We start from the raw sequence: 18,349 nt of genomic DNA on the forward strand, positions 1-18,349 counted from the left end.
GGGTGGCCACAGCCTGTGACGGGATGTATTCCGGTGGCAGGCTGACTAGGGAGAAGATGATGCAGCAGAAACAGATGGGCTTTGCCGAGTGGGGAATGCTGCTGGTGCTCTCCCTGCTATGGGGCGGCTCCTTCCTCTTCAACGGCATTCTGGTGAAGACCCTGCCGCCGTTCACGATCGTCACGGGCCGGGTTCTGATCGCCGCTCTGGCGCTGAACGTGATCGTCCGGGCAACCGGCCACTTCATGCCGCGCGACGGCAGGGCTTGGGCGGCCTTCTTCGGCATGGGCGTCCTGAACAACCTGATCCCGTTCTGCCTCATTGTCTGGGGCCAGACGCATATCGCAAGCGGCCTTGCTTCAATCCTGAATGCCACGACGCCGCTGTTCGGCGTCGTTGTCGCGCACTTCCTGACTGCCGACGAAAAGATGAACGGCAACCGCCTGCTCGGTGTCCTCGTCGGCTTTGCAGGTGTCGCCTATATGATCGGCTTCGATGTGCTGCGCGATCTCGGCTCGAACGTGCTGGCGCAGCTTGCCGTGCTGGGTGCGGCACTCTCCTATTCCTTTGCCGGTATCTTCGGTCGCCGTTTTCGCCAGATGGGCATGGCGCCGCTCATTCCCGCCGCAGGGCAGGTCACCGCCTCGACGCTCCTGATGCTGCCGATCGCGCTCGTTGTCGACCAGCCCTGGACGCTGGCCGCCCCATCATTCGAAACCTGGATGGCATTGCTGGGCTTGGCCCTGCTGTCGACCGCGATTGCCTATGTGCTGTTCTTTCGGATCCTGGCAACTGCGGGCGCGACGAACCTTATGCTCGTGACCTTCCTGATCCCCGTCAGCGCCATCCTGCTCGGAGCGGCTATTCTCGGCGAGCAGCTGCTGGCCAAGCACCTGATCGGCATGGCGATGATCGCGATTGGCCTTGCGGCGATCGACGGGCGGTTGTTCTCGCTTGGCAGAAAGCGGCCTGCCTAGCAGGCGAGATCGGCGACCACGGAATCGAGGATCAGCATCCCTGATGGCGTGCAGCGAAGCCTGGAATTGCCGATCCGCTCGATGAAGCCGTGCTCCAGCAGGAACTCTTCCCGCTTCGGGTCGGGATCGCGACCGGAAAGCTGCTGCCAGCGGGCGAGATCGACGCCTTCCTTCAGGCGCAGCCCCATCAGCAGCAGTTCGTCCGCCTGCTCCTCGTAGCCGAGTTGCTCCTGATCGATGATGCCATGGCCGTCGCGCTCGACGAGATCGAGCCAGCTTTCCGGCTTCCGCTCGGTCGCGGTCGCGATCTTCATGCTGCCGCGCGTCAGCCGCCCGTGGGCGCCGGGGCCGATGCCGGCATAGTCGCCATAGCGCCAGTAGGTGAGGTTGTGGCGGCTTTCCGCACCCGGGCGCGCGTGGTTCGACACCTCATAGGCAGGCAGCCCTTCTCTATTGGTGATTTCCTGCGTCGCTTCATAGAGCAGCGCCGATTGATCGCCATCCGGAACGATAAGCTTGCCAGCCTTGTGAAGGCCGTAAAAGGGCGTGCCTTCCTCGATCGTCAGCTGGTAGAGCGAGAGGTGGTCGACCGCGTAGGAGATCGCCTCCTTCAGCTCGCGTTCCCATTCGTCGACGGTCTGGTTCGGGCGGGCATAGATCAGATCGAAGGACATGCGCGGGAAGATGTCACGCGCCAACTTGATCGCCTTCAAGGCGTCGGCAACGTCGTGCAATCGGCCGAGGAACTTCAGATCGCGGTCGTTCAGCGCCTGGACGCCGAGCGAGACACGGTTGACGCCGGCGGCGCGATAGCCGCGGAAACGCTCCGCCTCGACGCTGGACGGGTTGGCCTCCATGGTGATTTCGATGCCATCGGGCACATGCCAATGTTTGGCGATGCCGTCGAGAATGGCCGAAACCGTCGAAGGGTTCATCAGTGACGGCGTGCCGCCGCCGAGGAAGATACTCGTCACCGTCTTCGGTCCGCTCAATTGGCGTACCATCGCCATCTCCTTCAGGAAGGCCGCGGTGAAGCGCTCCTGATCGACCGGCTGGTGGCGGACATGGCTGTTGAAATCGCAATAGGGGCACTTGGCGGCACAGAACGGCCAATGCACGTAGACGCCGAAGCCGGGTTCGCCGGTATCGGGCAGAAGAGCGGCATAGCGCGTCAGGTTAGGCTGTTCCAATATGTCCACGTGTGCCCTTAGGCTTCCAGGCAGGTTTCGACGAAAATCTTGAAGGCGCGGGCGCGGTGCGACAGAGCTTCTGTGTCGCCCGGCTTCCAGCCGTGCTTTTCTTCCGCGCTCATCTCGCCAAAGGTAGTGTCATAGCCCTCGGGTTGAAAGACCGGATCGTAGCCGAAGCCCTGGCTGCCGCGCGGCGGCCAGACGACAGCACCTTCGACTTCGCCGCGGAAAAGCTCCGTGTGGCCGTCCGGCCAGGCAAGGCAGAGCACACTGACAAAGCGGGCGGTGCGCTGCTCCGGCGTTGAGGCGCCGGCCTTGTCCATTGCTGCCTCAACCTTTTCCATCGCCATCGCGAAGTCGCGGGTACCGTCGGGTTTCTCGGCCCAGTTGGCGGTGTAGACGCCAGGGTCGCCGCCGAGCGCATCGATGGCGAGGCCGGAATCATCCGACAGCGCCGGTAGCCCGGAGGCTTCAGCAGAAGCGAGCGCCTTGATCTTCGCGTTTTCCTCGAAGGTGGTGCCGGTTTCGTCAGGCTCCACGAAGCTCAGTTCAGCCGCTGACTTCGCGGTGAAGCCGAACGGGCCGATCAGGTCCTGGATTTCCCGGATCTTGCCGGCATTGTGGCTGGCAACGACGATGGTCTTGGTTTCGAGCTTGCGCATGATTGTCCTATTCGATTCCCCAGATGCGGGCTTCAGCGCATTCGAGGCTGTTGCCCGCCGGATCGCGGAAATAGATCGATCGGCCGCCTTGCGGCCAGCTGACTTCGGATTCGATGGCGACACCGTCGGACTTCAGCCGGGCGGCGATCGCATCCAGATTTTCCCCAGAGACGCGGAAACAGGCGTGTCCTGCACCCGTCGTTCCATGCGGCGGCACCTGCAGCGCGGTGGGCGAGGGCGGCTTGATCGTTTCCTTGGGGTTGAAGATCAGCAGCACGCCGGCGCCGCAGCGGAAGAAGACGTGCCGGTTGCCGCCCCGCGAGATCTTCGAAAGACCGAGAACGCCTTCATAGAAGGCTTCGGCCTTGTCGAGATCATCGGCATAGAGCGCCGTCTCCAGCATGCCTTCCAGCATGTCGTTCATCCGGCGATCGCCTGCTTTTGCATGGCGACGAGCTCGGCAATACCGCCCTTGGCGAGTGCCATCAGCGAAGCAAATTCCTCGTCGGTGAAAGGCGTGCCTTCGGCGGTGCCCTGAATTTCGACGATGCCGCCGGCTCCGGTCATCACGAAGTTCGCGTCGGTCTCGGCCGAGGAGTCTTCGAGATAATCGAGGTCAAGCACCGACTGATTCGCGAAGATGCCGCAGGAGATGGCCGCGACATGGTCCTTGAGCACGCGCTCGACCCTGAGCATGTTGCGGCTCTCCATCCATTTGAGGCAGTCGTAAAGCGCGATCCAGGCGCCGGTGATCGATGCCGTGCGCGTTCCGCCATCCGCCTGGATGACGTCGCAGTCGAGGGTGATCTGACGCTCGCCGAGCTCCTTGAGGTCGACGACGGCGCGCAGCGAACGGCCGATCAGCCGCTGGATTTCCTGCGTGCGGCCACCCTGCTTACCCGATGCGGCCTCGCGCTTCATGCGATCGCCGGTGGCGCGCGGCAGCATGCCGTATTCGGCCGTGACCCAACCCTTGCCGGTGTTGCGCAGCCATGCCGGCGGCTTTTCCTCGACGCTAGCCGTGCACAGCACATGCGTATCGCCGAACTTCACCAGACAGGAACCTTCCGCGTGCTTGGAGAAATTGCGCTCGAAAGAGACCTTGCGCATCTGGTCGGTTTTTCTGCCTGAGGGCCGCATATTATTCTCCTAATCGTCATGCCGAAGACGCAAGCAGCCTTCGGATAGATCATGCGTGCTATGGTGTTGAGAGCTTCTACGATTGGCAGCGCCCATTTGCAATTTCCCTTTTGCCGCTGCGGGGAGATTGGCTATATTTTGTCGGATCATCGTCAGCACGGATACGCAAGCTTTCATGGAGTTCAGGTCGACGTCGGTTTCAGATGCAGTGGCTGCGCTGGATGAACGCTCTAAGGAAATCTTTCGCCGCATCGTAGAGGGCTATCTGGAAACGGGTGAACCGCTCGGCTCCCGCAACCTGTCGCGCATCCTGCCGATGTCGCTATCGCCGGCGTCCGTGCGCAACGTGATGAGCGATCTGGAAGAACTCGGCCTCATCTATTCTCCGCATGTCAGTGCCGGTCGTCTGCCGACGCAGATGGGCCTGCGCTTTTTCGTCGATGCCTTCATGCAGGTCGGCGACCTCTCGGCCGAGGACCGCGCTAGCATTGACCGCCAGGTGCGCGCCGAAAGCCGTGACAATCCGATGGAATTGATGATGAACGAGGCTAGCCGAATGCTCTCGGGCATTTCGCGCGGCGCCGGACTTGTTATCACCTCGAAAAGCGATCCCGTTCTCAAGCATGTCGAATTCATCCGGCTTGAGCCAACCAAGGCGCTTGCGGTCCTCGTTGGCGATCACGACCAGGTGGAAAACCGCATCATCGAGCTCCCGGCCGGCGTGACGTCGTCGCAATTGACCGAGGCCGCCAACTTCCTGAACGCCCACATGACCGGCCAGACGCTGCCGGAACTGCGAAATGAATTAAGCCGACTGAAGGACGAGGTGCGCAGCGAACTCGATACACTGTCGCAGGATCTCGTCGAGCGCGGCATCGCCGTCTGGTCCGGCAGTGCCGACGAAGGCAAGCCGGCCCAGCTCATCATTCGCGGTCGCGCCAATCTCCTCGCCGGTCTCGCGGGCGCTGACGATCTCGACCGCCTGCGCATGCTCTTCGACGACCTCGAAAAGAAGGACAGCCTGCTGGAGCTTCTCAATCTCGCCGAGAGCGGGCCGGGCGTGCGTATTTTCATCGGCTCGGAAAACAAGCTCTTCTCGCTCTCCGGCTCGTCGCTGATCGTCGCGCCCTATCGTGATGACGACGACCGCATTGTCGGTGCCGTCGGCGTCATCGGGCCGACGCGGCTCAATTACTCACGCATTGTCCCGATGGTCGACTATACTGCTCAGCTGATGACACGATTGTCACGCGGCGCGAAGTAGGACAGCTACTCCGGCATCATGTCGCCAGAGCCACCCATCTCCGCGGGCATGTCTCTGTATTTCGGCAGACCGTCACGGATAGGCAGCACGCTTTCCTGATAGTTCACATGCAGCGTCGGAGTGTAGTCGAGATCGGGCAGAAGTGCCGCGTAAACGTCGGTGACGCCCCAGGTGGGGTGCTCGGTGTAGAGATGCCCGCCGCACAACTCGCAGAATTTCCGCACGCTCGTATCGGACTTCTGGTAGCCCTCCACGTGCTCGCCGCCTTTGGTAACGCGGACAGTGTGCGGCTGCCAGAGCGTGAAGGCGTTGACTGGCCCCGCCGACCAATGTCGACAGGAGGCACAGTGGCAATAACCCATAGCCACCGGTTCGCCGGTAGCAACAATCTCCACGGCGCCGCAGAAGCAGCGCCCGGAATAGCTTTTCTGATCGCTCATGGTAGCAGCTCCCTGACCTGGAAAGGTCGAAGCACCAAAGATTTAGATACGGCTAAAATAAATGACTTTAGAGCGGGCAAGTCAAGCTAGCCCTCTCGATCAACCCTGCACGAGTTGCCCTGCATCACGTGCTTTTCGGTCACGCAGACTTGATTTTTGCCCGTCAAAGCTCGATATCGGGCACATCCTAAAAGACACCAATCACCGGAGAACGTCATGACTGACGAAACGACGAAGAACGGACCAGACGCAGCCGCGGTCGAAGCCGCAGCGGACGCCGCCGCAAACGTCGAGAACGAAGCCACAGCACAGCCCGATCCGCTGGAACTTCTGAAGGGCGAGAATACAGAGCTGCGCGACCGCTATCTGCGCCTTGCCGCGGAGATGGATAACCTGCGCCGCCGCACGGAGCGGGAAGTCAAGGACGCCAAGACCTACTCAGCCGCTGGCTTTGCTCGAGACATGTTGGCTGTCTCGGACAACCTGCGCCGCGCCATCGATGCGATTCCGGAGGAAGCGAAGGCTGCCGCCGACGCCGGTCTGACAACGCTGATCGAAGGCGTCGAGATGACGGAGCGCTCGATGCTGTCTGCGCTCGAGCGCCACGGTGTCCGCAAGCTGGAGCCGGTCGGCCAGAAGTTCGATCCGAACTTCCATCAGGCCATGTTCGAAGTGCCGAACCCTGATGTGCCGAACAACACGGTCGTACAGGTCGTTCAGGCCGGCTACACCATCGGTGAACGCGTTCTGCGTCCTGCCATGGTCGGCGTCGCCAAGGGCGGCCCGAAGCTCGTCGAGTCCGAAACCAATTCGGTTTTCGACCAGAAGGACGCCTGATCTCTCTGGCGCCCCTATAGGCATTAGATGCGGGCGAAACGCTCGATCAGCAGATCGAAGAAGCCGTCCGCATCGACATCACGCATGACCCGCGCATTGCGCTTGCGGTCGGTGACGTGCCACCAGTCGACGACGGTCATGCCGACTGTCAGTGCCGATTTTACCTCGATCTCGACATTGCAGGTCCGGCCCTTGAAAAGCTCAGGCTTCAGCAGGTAGGCGATAACCGTCGGATCGTGCAGCGGACCGCCGTCGGAACCATATTTCTCGACATCGAAACGTTCGAAGAATTCCAGCATCTCGACCATGGCGATGGCCGGGCGCGTGCCGAGATCGGCCATGCGCTTGACGCGGTCCTTGCGCGTCAGAAGCTTGTGCGTGACGTCGAGCGGCATCATTACGATCGGAACACCGGAACGGAAGACGATGTCGGCGGCCTCGGGATCGACGTAGATGTTGAACTCGGCCGCCGGCGTAATGTTGCCGCCTTCGAAGAAGCCGCCACCCATCATGACCAGTTCGCGGACACGCGGGATGATGTCGGGCGCCTTCTGGAAAGCCAGGCCGATGTTGGTCAGTGGCCCAAGCGTGCACAGCGTCACCGTGCCTTCCGGCTCGCTGCGCAGTGTCTCGATGATGAAATCCACGGAATGCTGCGCCTGCAGAGGCATGACAGGCTCGTCGAGGACAGGGCCGTCGAGGCCGGTCTTGCCGTGCACGTGCTCGGCGGTGACCAGCTTGCGAGCGATCGGCTTGTCGGCGCCGGCAAAGACTTTCGTATCGGTCCGGCCACAGAGTTCGCAGACGATGCGTGCGTTGCGGCTCGTATAGGACAGCGGCACATTGCCGGCGACGGTGGTGATCCCGAGAACGGCGAGTTCCTCCGGGCTGCCAAAGGCCAGCATGATGGCGGCGGCATCGTCCTGGCCGGGGTCAGTGTCGATGATGATCTTTCTAGGGTCTGCCATTCCGATCGTTCCATCCTCGTGGTGCGCGTCTTCCTGGCATGCACCGTTTATTTATATTCCCGTCGCAAATCGGCACAGCCGGTACGGGCAGGTTTTGATGCGAGGCGGCGCTTGCTTTGTCAAGGTCGGACCCCTGCGCGCTCCCCGGCAGTGAGTGCGGATATCCGCCTTGCGTCCGTCGCCAGCAATTCCCATATTGGGGGCAATCGGATGCTGTTCTTCAGGTCCGGCAAGGTCGCTTGAATCAAGGACTTGAAGACGATGAGCCGCATTACGCCTTTCGCGAGCCCTTTGCTCTTGGGCTTCGACGCCATGGAAAAGACGTTTGAGCGCCTTTCGAAGGCTAGCGACGGGTACCCCCCCTACAATATCGAGCGCGTCGCCGCCAATCGCGCCTCCGGTGATCCGGAGAGGCTGCGTATAACCCTTGCCGTTGCCGGGTTCAGCGAAGAAGAACTGGACGTGTCGGTCGAGGAAAATCAGCTTTCGATCCGGGGTCGCCAAGTCGATCAGGGGGAACGTGATTACCTTTATCGCGGCATCGCCGCGCGTCAGTTCCAGCGGACTTTTGTTTTGGCCGACGGGATGCAGGTTCTGGGCGCCTGCCTCAAGAACGGATTATTGTCGGTGGATCTCATCCGCCCAGAGCCGAGCCGTATGGTGAAGAAAATTAACATTTCGGTCTCACAGTAGGACAACGGCGCAACTTGAGCCGTTGGTCCCTTCTGTTGGAGGTACAGGAATGTTGATGAAAGAAGCCAATTCTCACCTGACCAAAACCGAACTTGCCGGTATCGGCAACGGCGAGGTCGCCTACATCCGGAAAATGCGGTCTGAAGAAGTCTCCAAGTGCTTCCCTGAAGCGCCGGATATCGATCCGAGCGTTGACCTATGGGCGCTTTTCGGCGCCGATGGCACGCCGATCCTGTTGACGGACAACCGCTCGAGCACCTTCTTCAAGGCTGCCGAGGATGAGCTGAAAACGGTGAGCCTGCACTAAGGCAGGCTCAGACGCGCTTGAATGTGAGATAGGCGGAAGATCTGCCTTCGCGCCGCGCCTTGGCCTCGTAGCGTGTGCTCGGCCAGCCCTCGTAGGGCGTCAGCCAATCCGCAGCATTCTGGGCGAGCCATTCGAAGCCGCCGTGGTCGCGGCACTTGAGTAGCGTCCAGTTGACGTAAGTATCGATATCGGACGCGAAGCAAAACAGCCCGCCCGGCTTTAGGACGCGGTGGAAGCGGTCGAGATTGGTCTTCGATACAAAGCGGCGCTTCCAGTGCTTCCGCTTCGGCCACGGATCCGGGTAGAGCAGGTCGATGTGGTCGATCGAGGCATCAGGCAACCAATCCAGCAACTGCGTCGCATCATCGTTATAGACACGGACGTTCTTGGCGCCCGCTTTGTCGACGCTCGTCAGCAGCTTCTGCATGGAATTGATGAAAGGCTCGACGCCGATAAAGCCAGTGAAGGGCATTTCCACGGCACGATGGATCAGATGCTCGCCGCCGCCGAAGCCAATTTCCAGGCGCAGCCTTTCGGTCGACACCGGAAAGAGAGTTTTCAGCGGGTCGGGTGGAGCCGCTGAAAGATCGATGAGGAACGCCGGAAGCAGGGTGTTCAGTCGCTCTGCCTGATGTTCGCGCAGAGCCTTTCCCTTGCGGCGACCGAAGAAGGCTTCGGTCGCGCGTCCGCGGCGTTCCATGTCGGTCATGCTGCTTCCTTGACCTTAACGGCTTCCTTGAGCGCCTTGACGAGGTCAGTGCGCTCCCAGGAGAACGAGCCGTCGCGGCCGGCCTTGCGGCCGAAGTGGCCATAGGCCGAGGTCTTGGCGTAGATCGGCTTGTTGAGGTCGAGATGACGGCGGATGCCGGTCGGCGACAGATCCATGTTCTTGCGGATAGCGGCTTCGACCTGGTCTTCCGTCACGCCCTTGCCAGTGCCGTGCAGGTCGACATAGATCGACAGCGGCTGTGCGACGCCGATAGCGTAGGAGAGCTGGATCGTGCAGCGATCGGAAAGACCGGCGGCAACGACGTTCTTCGCGAGGTAGCGGGCAGCATAGGCGGCCGAACGGTCGACCTTGGTCGTGTCCTTGCCGGAGAATGCGCCGCCACCGTGCGGAGCAGCGCCGCCGTAGGTGTCGACAATGATCTTGCGGCCGGTCAGGCCCGCGTCGCCATCGGGACCGCCGATGACGAACTTGCCGGTCGGATTGATGTACCACTTGCAATCGTCGGCGACCGGCAGATCGCCGAGAGCTTCGAGGATATAGGGCTCGACGACCGCGCGAACCTTCTTCGAGTCCCAGCTTTCGTCGAGGTGCTGGGTGGAGAGAACGATCGACGTGACTTCGGCGGGCTTGCCGTTGACGTAGCGCACCGTCACCTGGCTCTTGGCATCCGGGCCGAGCTTTGCAACTTCGCCGTCGCCCTTCTTGCGGGCCGTGGCGAGCAGCTGCAGGATCCTGTGGGAATAGTAGATCGGCGCCGGCATGAGGTCAGGCGTTTCCTTGCAGGCGTAGCCGAACATGATGCCCTGGTCGCCAGCACCTTCGTCACCCTGCTGGTCGGCGGCATTGTCAACGCCCTGGGCGATGTCGGCGGACTGCGAGTGCAGGAGCACGTCGATCTTCGCCGTCTTCCAGTGGAAGCCGTCCTGCTCGTAGCCGATGTCCTTGATGGCGCGGCGGGCAGCGGCCTTGAACTTCGAAGGATTGATGACGTCCTTGCCGTCCTTGTCCTTTTTCATCAGGCTCGGCGGCAGGCGCACTTCACCGGCGATCACGACTCGGTTGGTCGTTGCCAGCGTCTCGCAGGCAATGCGCACGCCCCAGGGGTTGACGCCGGTCTTGGCTGCTTCGCGGTAGACCAGATCCACGATCTCGTCGGAGATCCGGTCACACACCTTGTCCGGGTGACCTTCGGCAACTGACTCGCTGGTGAAAAGGTAATTCGCGCGCATTCCGGGATTCCCCTCAAAGAACAAAAGCTGCCTAGTAGGTACTCAGTTCGTACACGAAAAACAAGCGTACAAGGACATAAATATATCTTTATATCTGCGGCGAAGTGGCAAAATATGCCCAAAAAACGCCAAAAAGCGGCCGTTGCGACCGCTTTCCTATTTTGCTCCAAATTTTGAGTGGCGATTATTCGCTGTCGGCCTCGGCGGCGAGCGCCTTCACAAGTTCGACCACTTTGCGACGGACCTTGGGGTCCGTGATCTTCACGAAGGCGCGGTTGAGTTGGAGTCCTTCGGACGATGAAAGAAAGTCGACCACATAGTTCGAGCTGGAGGCCTCCGACATGCCGGATAGACCGGAGGATTGTTCGCCTGGCGCGTCCTCGAAAAAGAAGGAGACGGGGACGTTCAAAATGCTGGAGATGTTCTGAAGGCGGCTCGCACCGACGCGATTGGTGCCTTTTTCGTATTTCTGGATCTGCTGAAACGTGATGCCGAGGCTCTCCCCGAGTTTTTCCTGGCTCATTCCTAGCATTGTTCGACGAAGGCGAATGCGACTGCCAACATGGACGTCGATGGGGTTCGGCCTCTTCTTGTTCTCAATCATGGTCCTGCCCTAACAATAATTTTCAACCTTGTTTAAACCGGCATGCCCAAACCCATCCCCAAAACGTCACGTTGCAAAGTCCTGATTAACCACCTTGAAACATACGCTAAGAACGCCGATCCCAACCACTATGCAATTTTAGGGGTTTTCGGTCAATTCTGCTTGAAAACAAAACCAAAACGCGAAACGAGCGCAATTGCAAACAGAAGTATTTCGATCAACCGGAAGTAAGTTTGGCGCGGGTAGCCTGGATCGCGTTCCGCGCTGAAGCTCTCAATGGTTGCGTCGATGAAGCCGGTTTCATTGAGGCCCAGTCCGGCAATGACCTCGCCACGGGCGTTCACGATCGCTGAAATTCCACTGTTGCCGTTGCGAATCAGCGGCAAACCGGTCTCCACGGCACGCAACCTGGCCTGCTGAAAGTGCTGGTAGGGGCCGGGCGTTGCACCGAACCACGCATCATTCGTGACATTGAGGATGGCATTGGCCGCGCCAAGGTCGCCTGTCATTTCATCGGGAAAAATGATCTCGTAGCAGACGAGCGGATAGAACTTGATCCCCGTCGGCAAAGTCAGCAGCTGACGCGTGGCGGCGGGTGAGAAGCCACCCGGCATCTCAACGACGTTCTGGATGCCGAAATCGTCGAGGATGCTTTCGAAGGGCACGTATTCGCCAAACGGCACGAGGTGCACCTTGTCGGCGGCGCCTGCGATCTGGCCACGACCGTCGATGATATAGATCGAATTGTAGTAGCGCGGCGGATTGCCCGGCCCCGTGTCTTCCACCCGAACGGCGCCGGCGATCAGGATCTGATTGTCGTCCAGGGTGTCCGCGATCCGGCTGAGCGCATCCTGATTGTCGGTCAGGATGAAGGGAATGGCCGTCTCCGGCCAGACGATGATGTCTGGTTTCCGCCCACCGTCCTTCGGAGGCTCGACGGAGAGTTTCAGATGTTTTTCGAAGATAGCAGCGCGATCAGCGTCGCTGTCCATCTTCGCCGTCTGTTCGATCATCGGCTGAACGAGACGGATGACCGGGCTCTTGGAGTCGGCTGCGGGCGTCGGCTGTGGGCCATAGAGAACATAAGCGCCGTAGCCGATATGCGCCGCGAAAAGCAGGGCTGCCAATGAAAGGCCGAGCTTCGCGCCCTGACGTGTTCCGAGAAGCGCAGGCGCGCCGAAGATGAAGACCGAGAGCGACGTTATACCCATGGTGCCGATGACATGCGCCGATTGCATCATGAGAGGCACGGGCGTCATGCCGTAGCCGACAGCGTTCCAGGGAAAGCCGGTGAAAAGGACGCTCCGCAACCACTCGAGCAATCCGAAGCTCGCCGCAAGCGCCGCAATCCGCCCCATGCCGTCGGACCACAGGGTTCGCGCCAGGGCGGCAGCAACGCCGTAGAAGATGGCGAGCACCGCAGGCAGGCCGAAAATCGCCAACGGCAGCGCCCAGGCGAAGGCCTCGGCATCGATCATCAAGGCATGGCCGAGCCACCAGAGGCCGGCGACGAAATAGCCGAAGCCGAATAGCCAGCCGACGGCGAAGGATGGCCACAGCCGACCAAGAAACCCGCTTTCAGGAGCGGCGGCGGAGCCGTCGATCAGCCAGACAAGCAGCGTGAACGACACGAACATCGCGGCAAAGAAGCCGAAGGGAGGTAAGGCCAGAACGCCGATGGCGCCTGCAAGGACGGCCAGTACAACCCTCTTGAACCCCCAGGCCAGGATAACCCTGTCTGCAAGCCGCTCCATGCGCACTCCCATCACGCTGCGAATCAACCCGACCGCAGTCTTTCAAAAAAGCCGCCGTTTGTCGTGGTTTGCGGCAATCAGTTGGTTGTGGGAGCGTCTGTTTGCCGCTCTTCGCCGTGATCCGAGCCGGACGTGCCTTCACCGTCGATCTTGACGCGACGGCGGATCGCCTGGCGCTTGCGAGTGATCCTCACGCGCTTGATCCGGCGCGGGTCCGCATCAAGAATATGGAACTCGAAACCGGGCAGGGCCTGTACGACCTCACCGCGCACGGGAATGCGCCCGAGTTCGGAGAAGATCAGGCCGCCCAGCGTGTCCACTTCATCGACCTGCTCGGTAATGTCGAAGTCCGGCCCGATCGCTTCGGCGATCTCCTCCAGTTCGACACGGGCGTCGGCAACGAAGACGTCTTCGGACACGCGCTTGAACATGACTTCGTCGTCGTCATGCTCGTCGTCGATGTCACCGACGACCATCTCGACGATGTCCTCGTGCGATGCCAGCCCATCGGTGCCGCCATATTCGTCGATGACGAGTGCCATCTGCGTGCGGTTCACCTGCATGCGGCGAAGGAGATCCGAAGCAAGCATTGAAGGCGGCACGAAGAGGATCTTGCGGATGATGCCGGCCTCTGACAGCGTCTTCTGCAGGTCGACGCGGCTGAGGTCGAAATTCGGCTTGGCGGCGCGCGTCGGCTTCTGCAGGTGCTCGGGGGAAACCTCGACCAAAGGCTCTGCCGGCTTGAGTGCCTTGGTGCTGCCGCGGCGCTTGTTGCGCGCCTGCTTGGCGATGTAGGACAGGAGGTCGCGGATATGCACCATGCCGCGCGGGTCATCGAGCGTATCCGCGTAAACCGGCATGCGCGAACGTCCAGACTCCTCGAACAGGATCATCAGTTCACCGATGGTGATGTTCTGGTCGACGGCCTCGATATCAGCGCGCGGCACCATCACGTCGGCGACACGCACTTCGCGGAAGCGAAGGATGTTGTGCAGCATCGCCCGTTCGTCGGGTGAAAACACGTCGCCGACGGCAGCGTCGGTCATCAGCGCATCGGCGATGTCCTCGCGAAGGCGCGAGCCCTGCTGTGGTCTCAGGATGCGCGCTGCGCGCGACCAGAAGGATTGGGATCGTCCGGACTGCCTACTACTACTGCCACCCTCATCGGAGGAGGAGGATTGATCGGCGTCCTTGGCCTCAGCGGCCGGTCTCGTCGTAAAGTCGCTCATGGTTCCATTTTAAGGTCTTGACCCTCGTATGGGTCAGATAGGCCGAGTACCGCCAAAATGCGAGTCTCGAGCCCCTCCATTATCTCGGCTTCAGCGTCATTATTATGATCGTAGCCGAAGAGATGCAAGAATCCATGCACTATCAGGTGCGTCAGGTGGTCGTCAAAGTTCTTTTCGAGCTCTACCGCCTCCCGCTCCACGGTTTCTCTTGCGATAATGATGTCGCCCAACATCGGACCCGGCACCTTGCCTGGCTTTACCGGGAAGGCGGGAAAGGAAAGCACGTTGGTCGGCTTGTCCTTGCCGCGCCATTCGGCGTTGATGTCCTGGATCGAGGCGTCGTCGGTGAAAACCAGCGAGACTTCCGGGATCATCTTGGGAAAAGGCTGCCTTTCGCTCTCGCGAAGATAGGTTGCCGCCGTTTCGAGTACGCGATCCGCCAATGCATGCAACGCATCTTCGGAGGGCCAATTGCCCCCCTCGATGCTGATCTGGATATCAAGTTCCGCCATCAGTCCTGCCGGCTAACCTCTTCGGTTTCCGCTGCGTAGGTGGAATCATAAGCCCTGACAATCCGCCCGACGAGCGGATGGCGCACGACGTCCGTATCCTTGAAGCGGACGATCGAGATGCCCTCGACGCCATTCAGCAGTTGCAGCGCTTCCACTAGCCCAGACTTGACGCCCCGCGGCAAGTCGATCTGGCTTGGGTCGCCAGTGACGATCATGCGGGAGTTCTCGCCGAGACGCGTCAGGAACATCTTCATCTGCATCGACGTGGTGTTTTGCGCTTCGTCGAGGATAACGGCGGCATTGGCGAGCGTACGACCTCGCATGAAAGCGAGCGGCGCAATCTCGATGACGCCAGCGGTAATGGCGCGATCGACCTTGTCGGCCGGCATCATGTCATAGAGCGCGTCATAGAGCGGGCGAAGATAAGGGTCGACCTTCTCCTTCATGTCACCTGGCAGGAAGCCGAGGCGTTCGCCGGCTTCGACCGCAGGGCGCGAAAGAATGATCCTCTCAACGACGCCGCGTTCCAGCAGTTGAGCGGCATGGGCGACGGCGAGATAGGTCTTGCCGGTACCGGCCGGACCACAGCCGAACACGAGTTCAGCGCGCTCCAAGGCCCTGAGATAGGCATCCTGCGTCGGTGTGCGGGCAATGATGGTCTTCTTGCGCGTGGAAACCTGGGCCATCGTCAGCTTGGCCTTCTTCTCCATTGTCGGCAGGCTCAACTGGTCGTCGGCGGCCATCGCCATACGGATCGCGCCTTCGACGTCGGAGCGTTCCACGCTGCCGCCCTTCTGGAGCTTCTCATAGAGGTAATCGAGCGTACGCCGCGCCTGATTGGTAGCGACGATGTCTCCTGAGATAACGACGGAATTGCCCCGCGCTCGCGCGTCGATGTGCAGACGCTCTTCAAGGAGCTTGAGGTTCTGGTCGAACTGGCCGAACAGTTCACTGGCGAACCGATTGTTCTCGAACGTCAGAATAAAGTGATTGGCGTCGCTCGCAATGCGTGGGTGGCGCGGTGAAGAAGAAACCAATTCTTGTCCGTTCAAGCGGTCAGGCTCCTTGGGTTAGACCTCAGCCTTTGCAATCTCGGCAAACAGGCTGTTGGTTCCGGTTCCGGTGATTCGCACATTAATAATGTCACCGATTTGCAATGCTTTTGCATCAACATTCACGGACTGAAGCCAGGGAGAACGGCCGATAAGCTGTCCTGGCATGCGACCGGGCTTTTCGAGCAACAGTTCGATCGTTTTCCCGACACAGGATTCGGCAAATTCCTGCTGCTGCTTCAGGAGAAGCGCCTGCAGGTGTTCCAGCCGTTCTGCCTTGATCTCTTCCGGCACCTGGTCCTTCAGTTCCGCGCCGGGCGTGCCCGGCCGTGTCGAGTACTTGAAGGAGAAAGCCTGCGCATAGCGCACCTCCTCCACAAGTCGGAGTGTATCTTCAAAATCCTGGTCTGTCTCCCCCGGAAAGCCGACGATGAAGTCGCCGGAGAGAGCGATATCGGGGCGGGCTGCGCGAATGCGCTCGATCAGTGTCAGATACTCGGCGACCGTATGGCGCCGGTTCATCGCCTTCAGGATGCGGTCGGAGCCGGCTTGCACCGGCAGATGCAGGTACGGCATCAGCGCGCGCAGATCCCGATGCGCCTCGATCAGGCGATCGTCCATGTCACGCGGATGGCTGGTAGTGTAGCGCAGGCGCGCAAGGCCCGGGATCTCGGCCAGCCGGTAGAGCAGGTCGCCGAGAGTCCATTCCTGACCATTAGCGCCGACACCGTGCCAGGCGTTGACGTTCTGGCCGAGCAACGTGATCTCGCGCACGCCGCCTTCGACGAGCTTCTGCGCTTCCTCGACGATCTGGCTGACCGGCCGCGACACTTCCGATCCGCGTGTATAGGGCACGACACAGAAGGTGCAGAATTTGTCGCACCCTTCTTGAACGGTGAGGAACGAAGTGACGCCGCGCGAGCGGATTTTCTTGCTCTCCGCGATCGGCAGATGCTCGAACTTGTCTTCGAGCGCATATTCAGTGTCGACGATGCGATGCCCTTGCTTCGCCTTGCGCAACGCTTCCGGCAGGCGGTGATAGGTCTGCGGACCAATGACGACGTCGACGGCGGGTGCCCGGCGCAGGATTTCTTCGCCTTCCGCCTGCGCCACGCAGCCGGTAACGCCGATCATGAACTCCCGGCCCTCCTTGTTGCGCTCCTTCTTCATATCGCGCAGGCGGCCGAGCGCCGAATAGACCTTTTCGGCAGCCTTTTCGCGGATATGACAGGTATTCAGCAGAACAAGGTCTGCCTCCTCCAAGACTTCCGTCAAATCATATCCGTCGCGGGCGAGGGCATCGCTCATGCGCGTCGAGTCATAGACGTTCATCTGACAGCCGTAGGTCTTGATGAATACCTTGCGGCTGTTGCTGCCATCGCGGAGACCGGTCTCCGGGGCCTGAAGAAGGGCGCTGTCCTGGGTCATGGCCGGCTATTTAGTGGTTTTTCATGCGCGAGAAAAGGAAATCTTGTCTTACGCCGTGTTGCGGCCGCGCAGGGCTGCGCCAAGCATCGAGCGGATTCGCTGGGCAATCGTCGCGCTGACGTCCTTGCGGTTGCTGTCGGCGCGATATTCGATCGCCTCACCGAAACAGACGTCTACCTCAAAGGCGCCGCATCGCAGCATGTCTTTCAAGTGCGGAAGCATCTCGACATCGCCGGGCCACGAGGCAAGTGGGCGATGATAACGCCCCATCGGCAGACCGTGCACGCCCGTATAGGCAACCGCGACCGGCTGGACGACAACGGCACCGGTCGGCGAAGCCGGAACCGCCATGGCGGCAGCGCCAAACAGCGAGGATTTGACCTCCAGAAGACGGTTTCCATCCGAGGTCGTGCCCTCCGGGAACAATACGACGATCTCGCCATCCGCCATGCGGGAGGCAATCTCGTTCGCCTGGTGGCCGGTCTTGCGCTTTTCCTCGCGCACCACGAAGACGCTCCTCTGTAGCTTCGCCAGAGTGCCGAAGATTGGCCAGTCGCGCACCTCGATCTTGGCGATGAAGGCAACGTCGGCCACAGCCGACAACACCATGATGTCCATCCATGATGAATGGTTGGCGCAAAGCATCAACGGCCTGTGCGTTTCCATCTTGCCATGGACGCGGATGCGGATGCCGAAGCAGAAACAGACGATGCGATGCCAGATGCGCGGCAGCCAGCGCCGCAGCTTCCAATCGAAGCGGAGCGCCAGGAGTTGCCAGGGCATGAGCAGGATGCTGGCGAAGAGAATGACGATGCCGGCAAGCGCCACGCGCAGCCAGGCGATCAAGACGAAGACTCCGCGACTGCGATCATGGCCTCAGCGCTCGTCCGGCTTGAGCGGGATGCCATAAAGCTCGAGCCGGTGATCGACCAGCTTGAAGCCGTGCTCGCGGGCGATGCGTTCCTGCAACGCCTCGATCTCGGGCGAGTGAAACTCGATAACGACACCCGACTTGAGGTCGATGAGATGGTCATGATGCTCTTCCGGCACGGTCTCGTAACGCGAGCGGCCGTCTCGGAAGTCGTGGCGTTCGATGATGCCGGCATCCTCGAACAGCTTCACGGTACGATAGACGGTGGAGATCGAAATCTTCGCGTCCACCTTCACCGAACGCCGGTAAAGCTCTTCCACGTCGGGATGGTCGGCGGATTCTTCGAGAATACGCGCAATCACGCGGCGCTGTTCGGTCATGCGCATGCCGCGTTCAGCGCAAAGCTCCTCGAGGGTCTTGGCGACGTCAGTCATGGGCTGCCTTCCGATAGTCAACGTTTAA

The 18,349-nt window shown here is 60.6% G+C and carries 21 protein-coding genes; 5 read left to right on the forward strand and 16 right to left on the reverse strand.

All coding sequences use genetic code 11. The features are described from left to right. Positions 1-59 precede the first annotated feature (59 nt). Complete coding sequence (locus ATY80_RS03980; protein WP_189637078.1) at positions 60-977, forward strand: DMT family transporter; 918 nt, start codon at positions 60-62, stop codon at positions 975-977. On the opposite strand, the gene hemW is transcribed toward ATY80_RS03980, so the two are convergent. Genes hemW through rph form a run of 4 tightly spaced genes read right to left on the reverse strand, consistent with a single transcriptional unit; the run spans position 974 to position 3,969 of the window. Further along, positions 974-2,176 carry a radical SAM family heme chaperone HemW gene (hemW, locus tag ATY80_RS03985; RefSeq protein WP_088691146.1) on the reverse strand — a complete coding sequence of 401 codons (1,203 nt, stop codon included), beginning with the start codon at positions 2,174-2,176 and terminating at the stop codon, positions 974-976. The two genes, ATY80_RS03980 and hemW, sit on opposite strands and share 4 nt — an antisense overlap. Positions 2,177-2,184: 8 nt before the next feature. Beyond that, positions 2,185-2,829, reverse strand: a complete 645-nt coding sequence (rdgB, locus tag ATY80_RS03990) for an RdgB/HAM1 family non-canonical purine NTP pyrophosphatase (RefSeq protein WP_088691147.1) — start codon at positions 2,827-2,829, stop codon at positions 2,185-2,187. A 7-nt stretch (positions 2,830-2,836) separates the two neighbouring features. Continuing rightward, positions 2,837-3,253 carry a VOC family protein gene (locus tag ATY80_RS03995; RefSeq protein WP_088691148.1) on the reverse strand — a complete coding sequence of 139 codons (417 nt, stop codon included), beginning with the start codon at positions 3,251-3,253 and terminating at the stop codon, positions 2,837-2,839. Further along, on the reverse strand, positions 3,250-3,969 hold the full coding sequence (gene rph, locus ATY80_RS04000; protein WP_088691149.1) for a ribonuclease PH: 720 nt from the start codon (positions 3,967-3,969) through the stop codon (positions 3,250-3,252). The genes ATY80_RS03995 and rph overlap by 4 nt, the downstream gene beginning before the upstream one ends. A gap of 175 nt (positions 3,970-4,144) precedes the next feature. Between rph and hrcA the strand changes: the two genes are divergently transcribed. Beyond that, the gene (hrcA, locus tag ATY80_RS04005) at positions 4,145-5,233 is read left to right on the forward strand and encodes a heat-inducible transcriptional repressor HrcA (RefSeq protein WP_088691150.1); all 1,089 of its coding nucleotides are present in this window, start codon (positions 4,145-4,147) and stop codon (positions 5,231-5,233) included. A gap of 5 nt (positions 5,234-5,238) precedes the next feature. Here hrcA and ATY80_RS04010 read toward each other — a convergent pair whose 3' ends face one another. Next, a complete protein-coding gene (locus ATY80_RS04010) occupies positions 5,239-5,673 on the reverse strand; it encodes a GFA family protein (protein ID WP_088691151.1) in 435 nt (144 codons plus the stop codon). A gap of 216 nt (positions 5,674-5,889) precedes the next feature. Between ATY80_RS04010 and grpE the strand changes: the two genes are divergently transcribed. Next, complete coding sequence (grpE, locus tag ATY80_RS04015; RefSeq protein WP_088691152.1) at positions 5,890-6,510, forward strand: nucleotide exchange factor GrpE; 621 nt, start codon at positions 5,890-5,892, stop codon at positions 6,508-6,510. Between the two features lie 23 nt (positions 6,511-6,533). On the opposite strand, the gene ATY80_RS04020 is transcribed toward grpE, so the two are convergent. Then, entirely contained in the window at positions 6,534-7,478 is a 945-nt protein-coding gene (locus tag ATY80_RS04020; protein ID WP_088691153.1) for a nucleoside hydrolase, read from the reverse strand. Between the two features lie 261 nt (positions 7,479-7,739). Here ATY80_RS04020 and ATY80_RS04025 point away from each other — a divergent pair, with 261 nt between their 5' ends. Both ATY80_RS04025 and ATY80_RS04030 read left to right on the forward strand, forming a co-directional pair. Further along, complete coding sequence (locus ATY80_RS04025) at positions 7,740-8,171, forward strand: Hsp20 family protein (protein WP_088691154.1); 432 nt, start codon at positions 7,740-7,742, stop codon at positions 8,169-8,171. A 49-nt stretch (positions 8,172-8,220) separates the two neighbouring features. Next, a complete protein-coding gene (locus ATY80_RS04030; protein WP_088691155.1) occupies positions 8,221-8,478 on the forward strand; it encodes a DUF1150 family protein in 258 nt (85 codons plus the stop codon). A gap of 7 nt (positions 8,479-8,485) precedes the next feature. On the opposite strand, the gene trmB is transcribed toward ATY80_RS04030, so the two are convergent. The 10 genes from trmB to ATY80_RS04080 form a co-directional block, all read right to left on the reverse strand. Continuing rightward, on the reverse strand, positions 8,486-9,187 hold the full coding sequence (gene trmB / locus ATY80_RS04035; protein WP_088691156.1) for a tRNA (guanosine(46)-N7)-methyltransferase TrmB: 702 nt from the start codon (positions 9,185-9,187) through the stop codon (positions 8,486-8,488). Then, positions 9,184-10,437, reverse strand: coding sequence for a methionine adenosyltransferase (gene metK / locus ATY80_RS04040; RefSeq protein ID WP_088691157.1), 1,254 nt, complete (start codon positions 10,435-10,437; stop codon positions 9,184-9,186). The genes trmB and metK overlap by 4 nt, the downstream gene beginning before the upstream one ends. Positions 10,438-10,621: 184 nt before the next feature. Then, on the reverse strand, positions 10,622-11,041 hold the full coding sequence (locus ATY80_RS04045) for a helix-turn-helix domain-containing protein (RefSeq protein WP_088691158.1): 420 nt from the start codon (positions 11,039-11,041) through the stop codon (positions 10,622-10,624). Positions 11,042-11,193: 152 nt separating this feature from the next. Further along, the gene (lnt, locus tag ATY80_RS04050) at positions 11,194-12,795 is read right to left on the reverse strand and encodes an apolipoprotein N-acyltransferase (RefSeq protein WP_088691159.1); all 1,602 of its coding nucleotides are present in this window, start codon (positions 12,793-12,795) and stop codon (positions 11,194-11,196) included. Positions 12,796-12,872: 77 nt separating this feature from the next. After that, entirely contained in the window at positions 12,873-14,024 is a 1,152-nt protein-coding gene (locus ATY80_RS04055; protein ID WP_088691160.1) for a hemolysin family protein, read from the reverse strand. Further along, complete coding sequence (gene ybeY / locus ATY80_RS04060) at positions 14,021-14,536, reverse strand: rRNA maturation RNase YbeY (protein ID WP_088691161.1); 516 nt, start codon at positions 14,534-14,536, stop codon at positions 14,021-14,023. Before ybeY ends, ATY80_RS04055 begins: the two co-directional genes overlap by 4 nt. After that, positions 14,536-15,588, reverse strand: a complete 1,053-nt coding sequence (locus ATY80_RS04065) for a PhoH family protein (RefSeq protein ID WP_088691162.1) — start codon at positions 15,586-15,588, stop codon at positions 14,536-14,538. Before ATY80_RS04065 ends, ybeY begins: the two co-directional genes overlap by 1 nt. Positions 15,589-15,606: 18 nt before the next feature. Beyond that, on the reverse strand, positions 15,607-17,016 hold the full coding sequence (miaB, locus tag ATY80_RS04070; RefSeq protein ID WP_088691163.1) for a tRNA (N6-isopentenyl adenosine(37)-C2)-methylthiotransferase MiaB: 1,410 nt from the start codon (positions 17,014-17,016) through the stop codon (positions 15,607-15,609). A gap of 48 nt (positions 17,017-17,064) precedes the next feature. Further along, positions 17,065-17,862, reverse strand: a complete 798-nt coding sequence (locus ATY80_RS04075; RefSeq protein WP_088691164.1) for a lysophospholipid acyltransferase family protein — start codon at positions 17,860-17,862, stop codon at positions 17,065-17,067. A 30-nt stretch (positions 17,863-17,892) separates the two neighbouring features. Beyond that, entirely contained in the window at positions 17,893-18,321 is a 429-nt protein-coding gene (locus ATY80_RS04080) for a Fur family transcriptional regulator (RefSeq protein WP_007789354.1), read from the reverse strand. Positions 18,322-18,349 lie beyond the last annotated feature (28 nt).

Source organism: Rhizobium sp. R711 (assembly GCF_002211365.1).
GTDB lineage: Bacteria > Pseudomonadota > Alphaproteobacteria > Rhizobiales > Rhizobiaceae > Rhizobium.